Annotated in this window: 16 protein-coding genes; 3 read left to right on the forward strand and 13 right to left on the reverse strand. The window is 61.1% G+C overall.

Translation table 11 applies throughout. The features are described from left to right. Nucleotides 1-1002 (reverse strand): UDP-glucose dehydrogenase family protein (locus AC1DXO_RS22770; RefSeq protein ID WP_476980494.1); only part of this gene is annotated, 1002 nt, incomplete at its 3' end. A 178-nt stretch (nucleotides 1003-1180) separates the two neighbouring features. Here AC1DXO_RS22770 and AC1DXO_RS22775 point away from each other — a divergent pair. Continuing rightward, entirely contained in the window at nucleotides 1181-1948 is a 768-nt protein-coding gene (locus tag AC1DXO_RS22775; protein WP_476980495.1) for a hypothetical protein, read from the forward strand. Further along, nucleotides 1948-2712, forward strand: a complete 765-nt coding sequence (locus AC1DXO_RS22780) for a hypothetical protein (RefSeq protein ID WP_476980496.1) — start codon at nucleotides 1948-1950, stop codon at nucleotides 2710-2712. The genes AC1DXO_RS22775 and AC1DXO_RS22780 overlap by 1 nt, the downstream gene beginning before the upstream one ends. Before the next feature lie 16 nt (nucleotides 2713-2728). Here AC1DXO_RS22780 and AC1DXO_RS22785 read toward each other — a convergent pair whose 3' ends face one another. The 10 genes from AC1DXO_RS22785 to AC1DXO_RS22830 all read right to left on the reverse strand — a co-directional run bounded on the left by AC1DXO_RS22785 (nucleotide 2729) and on the right by AC1DXO_RS22830 (nucleotide 12623). Next, entirely contained in the window at nucleotides 2729-3655 is a 927-nt protein-coding gene (locus tag AC1DXO_RS22785) for an RDD family protein (RefSeq protein ID WP_476980497.1), read from the reverse strand. Continuing rightward, nucleotides 3648-4694, reverse strand: a complete 1047-nt coding sequence (locus tag AC1DXO_RS22790; RefSeq protein ID WP_476980498.1) for a stage II sporulation protein M — start codon at nucleotides 4692-4694, stop codon at nucleotides 3648-3650. The genes AC1DXO_RS22785 and AC1DXO_RS22790 overlap by 8 nt, the downstream gene beginning before the upstream one ends. A gap of 6 nt (nucleotides 4695-4700) precedes the next feature. Further along, complete coding sequence (locus AC1DXO_RS22795; protein WP_476980499.1) at nucleotides 4701-6020, reverse strand: DUF58 domain-containing protein; 1320 nt, start codon at nucleotides 6018-6020, stop codon at nucleotides 4701-4703. A gap of 13 nt (nucleotides 6021-6033) precedes the next feature. Further along, nucleotides 6034-6990 carry an AAA family ATPase gene (locus AC1DXO_RS22800; RefSeq protein ID WP_476980500.1) on the reverse strand — a complete coding sequence of 319 codons (957 nt, stop codon included), beginning with the start codon at nucleotides 6988-6990 and terminating at the stop codon, nucleotides 6034-6036. Next, on the reverse strand, nucleotides 6977-8614 hold the full coding sequence (locus tag AC1DXO_RS22805; protein WP_476980501.1) for a hypothetical protein: 1638 nt from the start codon (nucleotides 8612-8614) through the stop codon (nucleotides 6977-6979). The genes AC1DXO_RS22800 and AC1DXO_RS22805 overlap by 14 nt, the downstream gene beginning before the upstream one ends. A gap of 35 nt (nucleotides 8615-8649) precedes the next feature. Next, entirely contained in the window at nucleotides 8650-9366 is a 717-nt protein-coding gene (locus AC1DXO_RS22810) for a hypothetical protein (protein WP_476980502.1), read from the reverse strand. An 857-nt stretch (nucleotides 9367-10223) separates the two neighbouring features. Continuing rightward, nucleotides 10224-11135: a replication initiator protein A gene (locus tag AC1DXO_RS22815; RefSeq protein ID WP_476980503.1), complete on the reverse strand. Its 912-nt coding sequence runs from the start codon at nucleotides 11133-11135 to the stop codon at nucleotides 10224-10226. Between the two features lie 134 nt (nucleotides 11136-11269). After that, nucleotides 11270-11650 (reverse strand): ribbon-helix-helix domain-containing protein, encoded by a 381-nt coding sequence (locus AC1DXO_RS22820; protein ID WP_476980504.1) that lies wholly within the window; start codon nucleotides 11648-11650, stop codon nucleotides 11270-11272. Then, nucleotides 11647-12348 carry an AAA family ATPase gene (locus AC1DXO_RS22825; RefSeq protein ID WP_476980505.1) on the reverse strand — a complete coding sequence of 234 codons (702 nt, stop codon included), beginning with the start codon at nucleotides 12346-12348 and terminating at the stop codon, nucleotides 11647-11649. The genes AC1DXO_RS22820 and AC1DXO_RS22825 overlap by 4 nt, the downstream gene beginning before the upstream one ends. After that, on the reverse strand, nucleotides 12345-12623 hold the full coding sequence (locus AC1DXO_RS22830) for a hypothetical protein (RefSeq protein ID WP_476980506.1): 279 nt from the start codon (nucleotides 12621-12623) through the stop codon (nucleotides 12345-12347). Before AC1DXO_RS22830 ends, AC1DXO_RS22825 begins: the two co-directional genes overlap by 4 nt. 446 nt (nucleotides 12624-13069) lie before the next feature. On the opposite strand from AC1DXO_RS22830, the gene AC1DXO_RS22835 reads away from it, so the two are divergent. Further along, a complete protein-coding gene (locus AC1DXO_RS22835; RefSeq protein ID WP_476980507.1) occupies nucleotides 13070-13768 on the forward strand; it encodes a FadR/GntR family transcriptional regulator in 699 nt (232 codons plus the stop codon). 9 nt (nucleotides 13769-13777) lie between these two features. Here the strand turns inward: AC1DXO_RS22835 and AC1DXO_RS22840 are convergent, their stop codons facing one another. Then, on the reverse strand, nucleotides 13778-14173 hold the full coding sequence (locus tag AC1DXO_RS22840) for a death-on-curing protein (RefSeq protein WP_476980508.1): 396 nt from the start codon (nucleotides 14171-14173) through the stop codon (nucleotides 13778-13780). Nucleotides 14174-14181: 8 nt separating this feature from the next. After that, nucleotides 14182-14403, reverse strand: a complete 222-nt coding sequence (locus AC1DXO_RS22845) for an AbrB/MazE/SpoVT family DNA-binding domain-containing protein (RefSeq protein WP_476980509.1) — start codon at nucleotides 14401-14403, stop codon at nucleotides 14182-14184. Nucleotides 14404-14605: the final 202 nt, after the last annotated feature.

A 14605-nucleotide genomic window follows, 5' to 3' on the forward strand; every position in this document is an offset into this window, starting at 1 on the left:
CGGTGAGTCGCGCATGTCGTCCGTCTCGGGCTTGAAGGTCAGGCCCAGCACGGCGATCGTCTTGCCGGCGGCGCTGCCGCCGATCGCCTTGACAACCTTCTGCGCCATCTTCGCCTTGCGGCTCTCGTTGATCTCCACCGTCGCCTCGATCAGCCGCGTCGGGGCGTCGAAGTCCTGCGCCGTCTTGACCAGGGCCAGGGTGTCCTTCGGGAAGCACGAACCACCATAGCCCGGACCGGCGTGCAGGAACTTGGTCCCGATACGGTTGTCGAGGCCGATGCCACGCGCCACTTCCTGGACGTCGGCGCCCACCACTTCGCACAGATCCGCCATCTCGTTGATATAGGTGATCTTCATCGCCAGGAAGGCATTGGCGGCATATTTGATCAGTTCGGACGTGCGGCGTGTGGTGATCATCAGGGGCGACTGGTTGATGAACAGCGGACGATAAACCTCCGTCATCACCGGACGGGCGCGTTCGTCCTCGATCCCCACCACGATCCGGTTCGGGATCATGAAGTCCTTGATCGCCGCCCCTTCGCGCAGAAATTCCGGATTGGAGACGACCGCAACATCGGCAGCAGGATTGGCTTCGCGAATGATCTTCTCGACCTCGTCGCCGGTGCCCACCGGAACCGTCGACTTGGTCACCACCACGGTAAAGCCCTTCACATGCGCAGCAATCTCCTTCGCCACCGCATAGACGTATTTCAGGTCGGCATGGCCGGTTTCCTTGTTGGTCGGCGTACCCACCCCGATGAACACAACTTCGCAGTCACCCACACAATCCGCCATGTCGGTCGAAAAGGTCAGACGGCCCGCCTTGACATTGTCACGCACCATTTCTTCAAGGCCGGGCTCGAAGATCGGAATCTTGCCGTTCTTCAGACCTTCGATCTTGCCAAGATCCTTGTCCATGCACACCACGTCATGACCGTATTCGGCAAAGCAGACGCCCGATACCAAACCCACATAACCCGAACCAATCATCGTGATCTTCATAAAGCATCCTTAGGCCTGCCGGAACAATGGGCGCCACCCAAGGCAAAAAACGCCACCAAAGCAAGTGAAAAATGGTGATTTCTACGCTTTGTGCGCCGGTTATTGCGCACATTAAATCCTATTGGCAAAACCTCCGGCCCAACCTACCCTGTTTGGTATTGAGCGAGGGGTATCAGACATGCGGTTCGAGTTCGGCACGGTTTTTTCACGGTTTTTCGATCTGGCAGGGCAGACCCTGCCGGTTCTGCTGGCCATCACCCTCTTGGGCTACGTCCTGCCCGACGTCGCTTTTACTTGGGTCATGGAACGGTATCTTGGTGCCGCGCCTGATTTCGACACAGCGCGGATAATGTCGCCCGGCAATCTGCATTGGGCTCTGTTGGGCGGTGGCGGACTGGTCAATCTTGGCCTGTACATGATAAATTGCGCCATGGTCAGCGAGGTCGCGATCCTCAAGGGCGCCGGCAAACCCGTCAATGTGTTGAGCGTGTTGAAGTCGGCCGTGATAAATGCCGTGCCGATCCTGATCATCTCCATCCTGACCGGCCTATGGATAGCTGCAGGCTTCATTGCCCTGATCGTTCCAGGAGTAATACTAAGTCTCGGCCTGAGCGTCGTCATTCCGGTTTTTGTTGGGGAGCGTCACCTCGGCATTTTTGGAGCCATGAAAAGGTCGCTGGATCTGACACGCCATCACCGCGGCACTATTTTTCTGATCCAGCTGGTTTTCGGCGTCGTCTACGCAATCCTGACCATGGGCATTGGACAAGCGGCCGTGTCCGTAGTGAGCCATTATTCAGATTTCCCGGGTCTTGATCTTATTGTCCTGGGACTTAGTGACCTGTTGAGCCTGCCCCTGTCCTTGCTGACGGCTGTCATCTATGTCTGCCTGCGTCTCAGCAAGGACCGTAAAGCGCCCGACAGCGCAGCCGCTGTGTTCGAGTGATGACCCGGACCGGTCTTACCCTGTCCCCCTCCCCCCTGCGTGTGCTGGATCGTGCCCTCGTGGCCTTGCGCCAGGACATAGGTCGGCTGCTGTTGGCGATAACGCTCTTTTTCCTGCTGCCTTACCTTGCGGGCTATTTTATCGTCTATAAACCGCTGATCGACGGCAGCCGGGATTTTAGCCAAGGTTTCAGTACCGAGTATCTCGTCCGCTATTATAGCTTCACGGCCTCGTACTTCGTCCTGCACGCCCTCTCTTTTTGCATAGCCGGGCGATTGATTCACGACCGCCTGCGTGGCGTCGGGACGACCTTTCTTCAGGCGGTGCGCGAAGGCCCTTGGCTGTGGCTGCGCGGCCTGCTGCCCTACCTCCTGTTGTCGGGCCTTACCTATCTTGGCCAGTCCCTGGTGGCGCCGGCCATACTGATAGCCTTTATCAGCACCTTCCTGCTGCCCCCCTTCATGCTGGAGCGCCAAGGATTTATCAGGGCTGTCAGGACGGGCTGGTCCCTGTGCCGCGGGCGATTCGTTATTACGCTGCTCGATGTTGCCCTGATAATAACGCTGAGCTACGGCGCCCAATGGCTGATCGGCTGGATCAATGGTCATTTCGCCGGCATCCTGTCCTTTACGACGGCGTCCATCGTCCTGAACGTCATGCACGCCATTGTACATCTGTTTATCACGGCCTGTATGCTCAGTCTCTACGCCTGCTGCCGTGAACTGGCCAGGCCTCCGGGTGAAGTAGCGGAGCTCTTCGAGTAGGTCTTGACCCGCCTTGCTATGTCAGCGCCGCTTCGTGCTTGTCCTTGCGGCGTTTACCCATCAGCATCTTGCCTTCCAGCCAGGCCCGCAAAGCCCCGTAATAGGCGCGCAGAAAGGCTTCGTCCGACGGCACATCCGCCCAGTTCTTCGGCGCCTGCCAGTTGATCCGCGCCTTGATCTTGTCGGCAACCGCCCGCATCACCGCCGGTTTGCGTTCCCGCAGCACCTGCTCCAGCACCTGGAGCTCCATTTCACCGTAGGCCAGTTGCTCGGGCGTAAAGGTCAGGCCCACGGCCCTGTCGCCGTCGAGATCGGCCAGGTCGTAGCTGAGCGACGCCTTGGGCATGTGGACGACGCGGCTGCCGGCCAGGAAATCGCCCAGGCGTGCATGCTGCTTGTTGAACAGCGGCAGCAAAAGCAGGGCCAATGCCCACAGGAAGGCCATCAGGCTGAGCAGACTGTGGTTGCCGGCCGCCCCACTGAAGATCATGGTAATCGGAATATAGAGCTCGACCTCGCGCAAGGCGTTGCGGGTGAAGATCGCCGCCGGCGTCAGACGGCCGCCGTCATGGGCGATAACCCGCAACTTCAACGCCCGCTTGCCGGGGGTCGCTGCCTTGGGCCCCATCTCGAAGAACATGAAATAGCCCGAGCGGATAAAGAACATGGTGGCGTAGAAAATAATCTCCAGGATGGCGCCGGCAGTCTTATGCGTCTTGAAGAAATCGTGGTCGATCGGCAGCAGATAAAAGAAGATAATGATGAGGACGGGTGTCACAACGATGATCAGCAAATCGATAAGGATCGCCCCCATCCGTTCCCCGAAGCTGGCATTGATAAACGGCAGGACCACGCCTTCCGGCGTCAGGACCTCCGTCGCGGTGCGGCCATATTCGCCATAGGGCGCATCGCTCATCAGGTCGCGCTTAGCCGCCTTAGCCATGGGTCGTATCCTTGCCACGCCCGACAAACAGGTAGTAGAGGCTCCACAGGGTCAGCATGGTGACGCCAATGGCAATACGCACCCATGGGTCGGTGATGGTCTGGCGGCCGATGCCCTCCAGACAGCCGGCGACCGTCAGCATGGCAGCCACGCCGATCATCACCGTTCCGGTCAACCGTCCCGCCTCGGATAATGACGCGCGCCGCGTCGCGTCGCCGGGGAACATGATTTTGCGCGCGATATGGTACCCCGCCGCCCCGGCAATAATAATAGCGAACAACTCGGTCGTGCCATGAATGGTCAGCCAGGCGGCAAATTCGAGACCCAGCCCCTTGGACGCGAACAGCCAAAGCATGGCGCCCAGCTGGATGCCCGTATAGATCAGAAGGGCCAGGGTCGGCAGGCCGAATATGGCGCCGAAAGCGAAGGCCGAGATGGCGACCTGGGTATTATGGGTCATCAACATGACGGCGAACGGCGACAAGGCGGCCTTCTCCGGGTTTCCGCCCAGGGTTTCCTGCAACTGTTTGAGCGTGCTGCCGGTATTGCGGTCCTCCCCCGGCATGAAGACGGCATACCAGTTCGTGTCGTGCGCGCACAGCATCCAGCCCAGTATTCCGCCGCCGGCCAGGCAGACGAAGGCCAGCAGGATTTCCCAGCCCAGCGCGCGGACCGAACGCGGCCACGCCTTGAGGAAGAAGCTCGACAGCACCTCCTTGAGGCGCGTCTGGGGGCCGTAGATATTGACATAGGCGCGAGCGCACAGGGCCTGCAGATAGGTGATCAGGTTTCGGTCGAGCGAAATCGACTGCGCCATGCTGAGCGACGACATGGCCGAACGGTAGAGAACCGGCAGGTTCAGCAGTTCCTCGACCGAAAAACTGGCCAGGCCCTTTTTTTCGACCTTCTCAAGCTGGGCATTGAGCGTGCGCCAGTCGCCCTGGCGCATCTCGCGGAACTTCTGGCTCTTCAGCTGCAGGGCGGGCTTTGGGCCATTGCTGCGCGATGTATCGGGATCAGGTGCGAAAGGATCTGGCATGTGACCTCACAACCGGTCGGCGCGTTTCAGCGCCAGATATTTGGTGACAATCGCGGTCGCCAGGCTTTCGGTCGGCGCTTCCAGCACCTCGATCCCCTGGCGGCGCAGGATGGTGAAGACTTTTTCGCGCTGTACGGCCAGACGTCGGGCAAAGACAGCGCGGGTGACGTCTTCGGGCTGGTTCGGCACCTTGTCGATCAGGCCGTCGACCACCTCGTCCTTGAAGGCGACAAACAGGACCAGGTGCTTCTTCGACAGCCGGTTCAGGCTTTCGAGCATCAGGTCGGCGCTGACCTCATCGATGAAGTCGGTGAACAGGACGATCAGCGAGCGGCGTGCAACCTTGGCGTTGAGATCGGCCAGGGCCAGGGTATGGTTCGACTCTTCCTCGGAATCCTCCAGCCCGGACAGCTGGTGCTTCAGGACTTCAAAGGCCTGGGTGCCCGATATCTGCGGCGCGGCGTGATAGGGTTTGGAGGCAAACGCGAAGGTGCGGACATTGTCGCCGATCTTCAGCGCGCAATAACCCAACAACAATCCGGCATAGATGGCGCGGTCGAGGCGTTTTAAGCCCGCCAGGGGCTCACCCATCAGGCGGCCGGTATCGTAGGCCAGGACAATATGGTGATTGCGCTCGGCCTGGAATTCGCGCGACAGCAGCTTCATGTGGCGGGCCGACGAACGCCAGTCGATGCGGCGATGGTCCTGGGACGCGTCGTATTCGCGCAGGGCGTGATACTCAGAGCCGTTGAACAGCTGGTTCTGCACCCGCACGCCATAGATGTTGTCGAGCGAGAAAAGGTCCGAGGCGTCCTGTTCGACGCCTTTCAAGTCCGGCGTTATGGTGACGCGGGCATCGAGCGGTATGCGTTTCTGGACATGGACCAGCCCCATGAAGCCCGTCCAGCGCATATAGGCGGCGTCGATCTGTCCCGCGCCACGTCCGGCCGCCATCAGCTTCAACGTGCCGTGGAAGGCACCGTCGTCGCTTCGCCTGATGTAGCGATCATAGACCGACGCTGCCAGCAGCCGGTTGAGGCCCAGCCTTAGTTCGAGACTGCCCGGGTTGCGCCAGCGGTTAAAGTGCGCGGTAAAGGCCACAGCCTGTTCGCGCCCTACCCCGAGCGACTTCGGCAGTTTCAGATCGAAGCTGAGTGCCTGGCCGACCGGCGCGAAAAACCCGTCGAGCAGGGCCAGCACAAACAAAAGCGCCATGACCAAGGGCACCCACGCCCAGACGCCGGGCGCATAGAGACCCACCCCTATGGCGATCGGAACGCCCAGGGCCAGCAAGGCCAGCAATCTTGGAGTGGGATAAATCGACATCTTCTATCTGGTTTTACCGGGGAATTTCGATTTTTTCGAGCAGACCCTGCAGGACCGTATCGACCTGCTGGCCTTCGATCTCGGCCGACGGCGACAGCAGGACGCGGTGACGCATACAGGGCCGGTAGAGCGCCTTGATATCGTCCGGCAGGACATAGTCGCGGCCATCGAGCGTGGCGCGTGCTCGGGCAGCGCGGGCCAGCAGGGCACCGGCGCGCGGACTGGCGCCGACGCTGAGCAGGGCCGAGTCGCGCGTGGCACGGACCAGGGCGACGATATAGTCGAGATTGGCGGTGTTCAGCTTGACCGCCGCCACCGTCCGGATGGCTTCGTCGAGATCGCGGCCCGACAGGACCGCGCTGACACCGGCCGCCGCCGGATCGGTCGAAGCCGCGGCATTGCCCGACGTGTCGACGATACGCTTTTCTTCGTCGAGCGTCGGATAGCCCAGAATGTGCTTGAACAGGAAGCGGTCGAGTTGGGCCTCGGGCAGCGGATAGGTGCCCTGCTGCTCGATCGGGTTCTGGGTGGCGATCACCGTGAAGTGGCTTCCCAGGTCGTGGCGAACGCCGTCGAGGGTAACGGTGCGTTCCTGCATGGCTTCGAGCAGGGCGGCCTGGGTCTTGGGGGGCGTGCGGTTGATTTCGTCGGCCAGCAACAGGTCGCAGAAGATCGGCCCCTTGCTGAGCGTAAAGGAGCTGGTCTGGAAGTTGAACAGGTTCGAGCCCAGCACATCGCCCGGCAACATGTCCGGCGTGAACTGGATACGGCCGAAGCGCAGGCTGAGCGACTGGCAGAAGGTGCGGGCCAGCAGGGTCTTGGCCGTACCCGGCGGACCTTCGAGCAGGACATGGCCCCCCGAGAACAAGGCCGTCAACAGTAGGTCGACCGTATCGGCCTGGCCGACAATGACCTTGGCGATTTCCGTGCGCAGTTTTTGCGCCAGAACTTGGATGTCAGATATGAGCACGTTCGATCTCCGTCTTCCAGGCGTGCAATTTGAGCGTCACGTCGATGAGTTGATGGACGGTGGCGACACGCCCCGCCTTGTCCTTGAGGTTCAGATAGCTGTCCGTCGCGCCGTGTGTCTTGCCGATACGTTCGGCCAGGTCGTCGAGGCTCTGCGACGGGTCGACCTGCATATGCCCCCTGCCCCGGATCACCATGTCGCGGACAAGGGTTGCATAGGCCGGTCCCAGACGGGCTTCCTTCAGGGTAATGGCCATCAGCCGGGCGGCATTGTCGGCCAAGGTTCGCACACCGCGACCGAGCGGCGGGCCGGCGGGCGCCTCCTGGGCGGGACCGAAGCGGGCGAAGGCCGCCCACATCAGGGCCAGCCCCAGGATCAGCATGGCCAGCGGAATGGCGACGAACGGCGGACGGCTCAGCGCATGCAACAGGTCGTGGTCGAAGCTGAGACCGTTGAAGGTCATGTTGAAGATGACCCTGGACTTGCCTTTTGTCTGCGGTGTCAGACCGTCAACCAGCGCCAGGGCGTTCACGACCTTTTGCGGCTGCGCCAATATCTGGTTGTTGAGCAGATCGGGGTCGCTGAGAACATAGACCGGTACCTTGGTCTGGGGGCGGCCCTCGGTCACGATCAACCGTGACAGCACCGGCCGGCCGTCGGCCGTGACCAGGACCGGCACCAGGTTGGGCGCGGTGATCGATTGCAGACCGGCGATCCGGCCCGCCCGGATGGGCGCATGGAACAGCGACTGGCCCGGCGCCGGCGTAAGGACGATATCGGCAGCAATCGGCTCGTCCGGGTCGGGCCGGTTCTGGAACTCTATCATGGGGTCATGGTTCGGATTGGCTACCTGGGCCTTCGGCTTGGCCGGGCGAGCCGCGCGGGTAATGCCATAGTCGACGTCGTCGAAGGTGATGGTTTTTTCCGCGCCGATATCGACCTTCTTGCCGGCCACGCTCTCTATGGGAATCGGCCGGCCGTCGGCGCCATAGGTGGTCGGCTTCTCGCTGACCGGCGACAGGATCGTCAGCAGACGGTCGAGCTCCTTGACGTCGGTCAGGGTAGGCGCTTGCGCCCAGCGCGGATTTTTCGGCCACCAGTGGGAGTCCCACTTGGGCACGACAATGAGGACAGCCTTGCCCAGCGGCCTGTACAGCAGGTGGTTGACGCGACGCTGATCCGGCACGTTGCCGTAATCGGCCTGCGCTTTAAGCGCAGCGGCCACGACCTCATCGACGCTGCTGCTGGCCCCCTCACCTGCCGAACTTTCAGCGGCAGAGGCGCTGTCTTCGTCATCGTCATAGGACGGTGACTCGTTCATGGTGAAGACGGAGTAGGCATCGTCGAGCGTGATGATTTCGAGATCGCCGTGTTCGGCCGGACCGTCGTCTTCGTAGCGGTTGATCACGGTGAAATGACCATCGGCGTCGAGTAGGCGGCGCAGGCCCTGGAAACCCTGTGCCGAGACGGAGGTGACGACCGGCGACGGCGGACTTTCCGGATCGGCGCCAACCTGGACCAGAACCAGGGCCGCAATGGCAAACATCGCCAGGCACAGGAACAGTGCAATAGCCGGCAGCCAGCCTGACATCTTGCCGGGCTTGAAGCGTTCGAGGAGCTTCACCTTCGGGCCCTTTGGGGGTGACTTTGCGCCGGCCATCAGGCGATCCCTTCGGCAGCAATAAAGTCGACATAGGCCTGACGGCAGGCTTTGAAGCCCGGTTCACCGACTGCGACGCCGGCGAAATAGCTTTTTTCCACCCACTCGACGATCTTGCGGAAGGCCGGCCGCGCCCCTTCGGGCAAAAGCGGGTGCGAACAGATGTCGCGCGCCGAATAGTGCAACTTTACAAGGTCCGGACGAAAGGCGTTGATGTCGGCCACCGAGCGAACCAGGAGAAGGTGAACCGCCTCATCGAAACGACCCGCCGCGGCGAGCGCATCGATGTCGTGCAACAGGGCGACGACAGCAGCCCGCGTCGGTCGCCACGGCGCGTCGGCGCGCAGATGATCGCGGACAAACAGGCGCTCGAACCGGGTGGTGATAAACAGACGAACGACCGGTGACAGTATCAGGAGAAGGACCGCGATACCGATGAGGATCAGTATGTAGGGCAAAAAAGGCCCGAGAGGCTTGAACAGGTTGCCCAAGGCTTCGAAAAACTTGCCGACACCTTCGAAGAATTTCCGCCAGCCTTCCAGGGCCTTGTAATCGACTTTTTCTGCAGGCGCGAACTGGCTTTGCAGGTCGTGGGACTTATTGACCAGATCGATCAGCTTTTGGCCATGACTGACCGCTGGCGCGGCATGGGCGCCGACATCCGGTGCAACAACAGACACCTGACCGGCGCTGCTCGATGCCGCTGTTTCGGCCACCTAATCTACTCCCCCACTCAGTTGCGGTTGAGATTAGGGGGCAAATACCGTGTAGGTCAAGCGGCAAGGCGGATTGGCCCTTCATTTTACAGCCTATTCCAAGCGGCGATGACTTATCGCGCTTGGCAAGGGCAAACGCCCGCCCGAGCTTATGCGAGGAGCCATGCGGCGCTTGAGCTGAAAAAATGATAATACCAACCTGCACCTTCCGGGTCAGTAGTCTCTGCAGGTTGGTATTATCGCACACCCGCGGCTGGAAGCGGCTCCGGCCCGTCTTCTGGCCTGAGAGCCGCTTCCTCACACCGATCAGCACACGCTCTTAAGCGTTAGAGAGTCTGTTATAAGACTCCTTAAGTAAGTTAAGGCTTGGATTGTCTCTATTTAGCCTTTGTATTCAGAGACATGTGGACAGCGGCGGTGGGCATTCCCCCGTGTCCGGGTGGGTGTTCCCCCGCGCCTGGTGTGTGTCATCCCCCGTGCTTAAGGTGGGTGATACCCCGTGCAGTCTCTTGGACGGTCCGTCGGCATACCGTGATTTTCCACAGATATATCCACAGGGCACCGGTGTGTGTTCCCCCGTGAGTCGGCAAAAACCTTTCCTGGAACAAGCTTTTGGTCGCTTTGGAGGGTGATTGAGGCACTTCTGCCGGTGTGTGATCCCCCGAAGGGGCATGGATGAGTCGCATTTTGGCGAGGTGGGCTGCAAAAAAGGCGAATCGGGTGTGTGATCCCCCGATGATTCCGCTGTGCTGTCCCCCTGCCCCCGCCCCGGAACCATAAGAGAACAAGGCCTTGCGGGCGCCTTTTGGGTGTGCGTTCCCCCGATAGGTCGCCCCGATATACGGAATGCCCAGAGTTCACACTCGGGCGGCGGCGCGGCGCTTGAGCGGCGGGCGGGCGTTGAGGGCAGCCAGTTCACTGACCACCTGACCCTCCAGACGAGCCAGGCGCGAGACGACGAACAGGGCTGGCGAACCGTCCTGGGTGTGGGTCAGTTGCAAATCGTATTCCGGCAACTGATTGCGCTCGACGATCTTGCGCAGCATGCGATTGAACTCTTTCGGCGGGCTGTCCGAGCCGGTCTTTTCGTGCAGGATCTCCAGACGGCACAGCCAGCCTTCGGGCTGCACACCGGCGTGTTTGCGGGCGATACGGTAGAGGGCACGTTCCAGCCCACCGGTCAGCAGGAAATAGTCCTGATGCATGGTGAGCAGTGAGCGCTCGTTGACGATGCCTTCATAGACCCAGTTGGACAGGGTCAGGGTCATGCCGCGCGGCTGGCCGGTCGCCTGGTCGACTTCCAGCGTCCAGCCATCGAGCCAACCGAACTGGGCTTCGGTCCGCCGGGTCGGCGCGCGCAAGCTGGTGCGGATAGAGGTGGTCTCAAGGCGCTGGAGCGCCGCCTGCAACTCCATATAGGCCTTGCCGCCGGTGTCGCGCTTGATGGCGCGCAGCAGGTCATAGGTGGTGGTCTTGAGTGTGCGCGGCAGGTCGTTCACACCCTGCGACTTCATGCGGTTGAGCGCAGTCGCCGCCCAGATGAGAATGTCGGCGTCCCAGATCGTCGCCATGCCATAGGCCGGCATGGCCTCGACCTTGACCCAGGTGTCGCCGTCCGGCGAGGTGTATTCGATCGCCTTGAGGCGCTTGCGTTTCTGCAAACTGAAGAACGGCCGCTCCATGACCTCGCGCTGATCCTTCAGCGGCACGTCATTGAGCAACGGAATAAAGAAGTCCAACGTGGGGTTCGGGTCGCGGCGACGGGTCATGCCCGGAAGACTCCCATGATTCCTTAAAGGAAGAAAGATGCAGGGACCCCACTCTTAGTGCGCTAACACTGCGCTCCCTGAGCGCGTCCCCTGCACCCCGTAACTCGATAGCGCAGGGCCCCCTGCCCTGCCCTTTAACGCTCACCCATCGGGTGCTTTCCGTACTTATGTAAAATGGTGTCCAGCCCCTCGCCGATCAAAGCCTGGACTGTCGTGTCGCGCTCGACCGCCAGCAGCTTCACCGCCTTGGCCATCTGCGGACTGAAATAGCCGGCGATCATGGTCTTGCCGATACGCGCCGGCGTCGTGCCGCGCGCGACTTCGGGAATCGGCATCGGCGCCTGCTCTACCCTGGCAACCGGTTTGGGCACGCGTGGGGCCTGGACCTTCATGGCGGGCGCCGCCGGCGCGTCGCGGGCCGCCTCTTTCTCTATGGCCGCGGTTACCGAGACCTGAGGACCGGCGACGGCGGCCAGACGTTCGGCGAGACTGGGACGTGTAGCGGACTTGCTCATGCGGCACCCTTAAGAGGTTCTGGTTTAATTTTCTTTTCAACAGGCTTACGTGCGGGCATGTCGAGGCGTCCACACACCCACGTGTAGAGTGCCTTGACTTCATCGGCGGCCTTGCCCAGCGGTTCATATTCGCTGGCCGTCAGGCCGTTGATTACGGCGTGGCGCAGGGCAGCGCGATCGACCAGGCAGACCGGCGCAATGTTTAGCCCCAGCGAATGGATGACGGTCGCCACCTCCTCGATCAGGCTGTTGGCGCGCGCCGGCACCGCATTCAACAGGACGCTGGCCGGTTTTTGTGCCACGCGGACCAGTTCGGCCGTGGTCTTGATGGCGTGCAGATCGAAGGCCGAGGCGCGCGTCGGAATCAGGACCAGGTCGGCAGCCTTGGCGGCGGCGACCGCGGCCGAGTCGGCGGCCGGCGGCGAGTCGAGAATGACCAGGTCGACCCCCATCTTCTCGGCCTCCTTGATGGTGGGCCCCAATCGGGCGTGCGGGGCAGCGACGACGACCGGATTGGGATCAGAGTCCTTACCCCCCTCCCCGTTCCGCCAGTCCGCCCATTGGGCCGCAGTGGCCTGGGGGTCGAGATCGATGATGGCGACGCTGTAGCCGGCCTTGGCGGCAGCAACGGCGATGTGGACCGCGATGGTGGTCTTGCCCACCCCGCCCTTCTGCGAAACTATGGCTAAGGTTTTCATGTGTAGGCCTTTGGATAGGTGGACGGCCGTGACGCGCGGGCATGTGGCGATGTCGACGCGCCGGTGTGTGGACGTGTGGCGGCGTAGGGGTGCGGATAACCCGCCGTGTGGCCCGGACGGTAGGTGGGCGGGAGGGCAGGTGGACTTTTCCACCCGTTGGCCTGCACAGGTGTGGACACCTCCGCAACCTTACCTTCGGACGCGTCGATCAGTGGACGTTCGAACAGGTCGGGTTGTCCCGGTGAGGGCAGGTCGTCGGGCAGGGGGGTGGACAAGACAAGGTCTCCGCATGTCGGCAGGTGGTCGTGGCGCCAGTTCGGACGATCGGGCATGTGGACAGCGGCGACAGTTCAGGATGACCACGCTTCGATGTGGCCACGTCTCCGATCGTCCCCGCGCCCACAGTCACGACAATCGGACGTGTGGACACTCTGACACCATGAGTCGCCGGGTTTGGTAAATAAATCATGAAAATGGGCGGACAGGGGCGTCACCTGGCTTTCACGGATAAATGCGTGTTAGCGCTATCATAACAAAATCAAGCACTTGGCTCTTATCCCTGATTTCTGCAAGTTTTTTGATGTGACAAACAGAAAAATTTCAATTAAATGAATTATATAGCCCAAAACAGCGTGCGCTGCGGCGGGCTTGGCCAGCTTTCATGGCCAAATACGGACTGGCAATCGACACCACATATAAAAATCGTGGGACGGGGAAAACTATGCGGCATATGCAGGGCGTCAGCCTGACCTACGGCCTGTTGGAAACACTGGGGCAGTCAATCGTCATCGGCGAGTTCGAACAGCACGGCTTTCCGACCGAGGCCGAGCTGTGCACCAAGTTCGGGGCCAGCCGCACCGTCGCGCGGGAAGCCGTCAAGATGCTCTCGGCCAAGGGGCTGCTCAGCTCACGGCCGCGCCAGGGGACGCGCGTCGAAGACACGGCCAACTGGAATCTGCTCGATCCCGACGTCACGCGCTGGATGACCGAGCGACCCTATTCGAGCAAGATCTATCGCGAGCTGACGGAAGTGCGGATGGCCATTGAGCCGATGGCGGCGTCTTTGGCGGCCAAGCGGGCGAGCAAGGCTGACATCAAGGCGATACGGGCCGGGTTGAATGGCATGCGCGACGAGGCCAGCCACCACGATCTGGCGCTGCTGGCCGACATAGACTTCCACGTCGCCATACTGAAGGCGTCAGGCAATTCCTACATCATCCAGTTGCGTGAGCTGATCCACACGGCGCTGACCATTTCTATAGGGCTGACCAATCGGATCGCCGGTCATACGGCCAGTATTTCCGCCCATGAGGCCGTGCTGATCGCCATCGAGAACGGCCAGCCGGACGTTGCCGAAAAAGCCATGCGCGCGATCCTTGCAGAGTCTCTGGAAATGATCGACAGATTTCAAGGCGAGTAGGGCAGGGGGCTAGGCGGCTGCCGGTAGCGCCTTGATATGGCTGCGTATCCACGAGGCGAACGATTCGGCGCCCAGCTCGCCATCAGCGACCACCATCAGGCCCAGGAAACACGCCGTGTCGTCGGCATCGAGGCCGTAGCCGTTGATGTTCAGGAACAGCTCGATCATGACCAGGGCGGTCGGCAGGTTGGCCGAATGGAACAATTGGTCGTGAGCCAGGCCGTAACCATAACAGGCGGCCAGGCTGGCCAGGTCGGTCGCCGAGCTCTGGTTGAGTGCCGTGGCGCGGGCGGACAGCATCTTCATCATGCTGATTTCGCGCAAGCCCGGGCGGCCGCCATGCAGGGCGCAGATTTCCGCCTGGACGGCCTGGATCAGACCTTCGCGGATCAGGGTAAAGGCCATTGCGCTTCCTACTTGTTCAGTTCGTGGACGACGTTGCGGCGCTTTTTCATCAGCTCGCGCGCCGTGTTCATCTGTTCGGCGAAGACCGGATCGTAGGGTACGATGCGATAGCCATCGGGCGCTGCGGTGATGTAGAGGCTGTCACCCTTGTCGAGCTTGAGGCGCGTCAGCACCTCCTTGGGCATGATGACGCCCAGTGAATTGCCGATCTTGGTGATCTTCAGTTCCATATTCCGATTCCGTATTTTAGAGCGCAATCCGATAAAGTGGATACCACTTTTCGGTTAAATTGCGCGACCAAGCAAAGAGTTAGAGCAAAATGACGATTCTTCCTAAAGTCAATTTGCTCTAACGGCTTGCGCTTCTTCGGTTTGCGCGGGTCGACACAAACTCGTATTACGCACGTTAGAACCCGCCGCGCGGGCAAGTCAA

Source organism: Asticcacaulis sp. P2_C5, assembly GCF_056404555.1.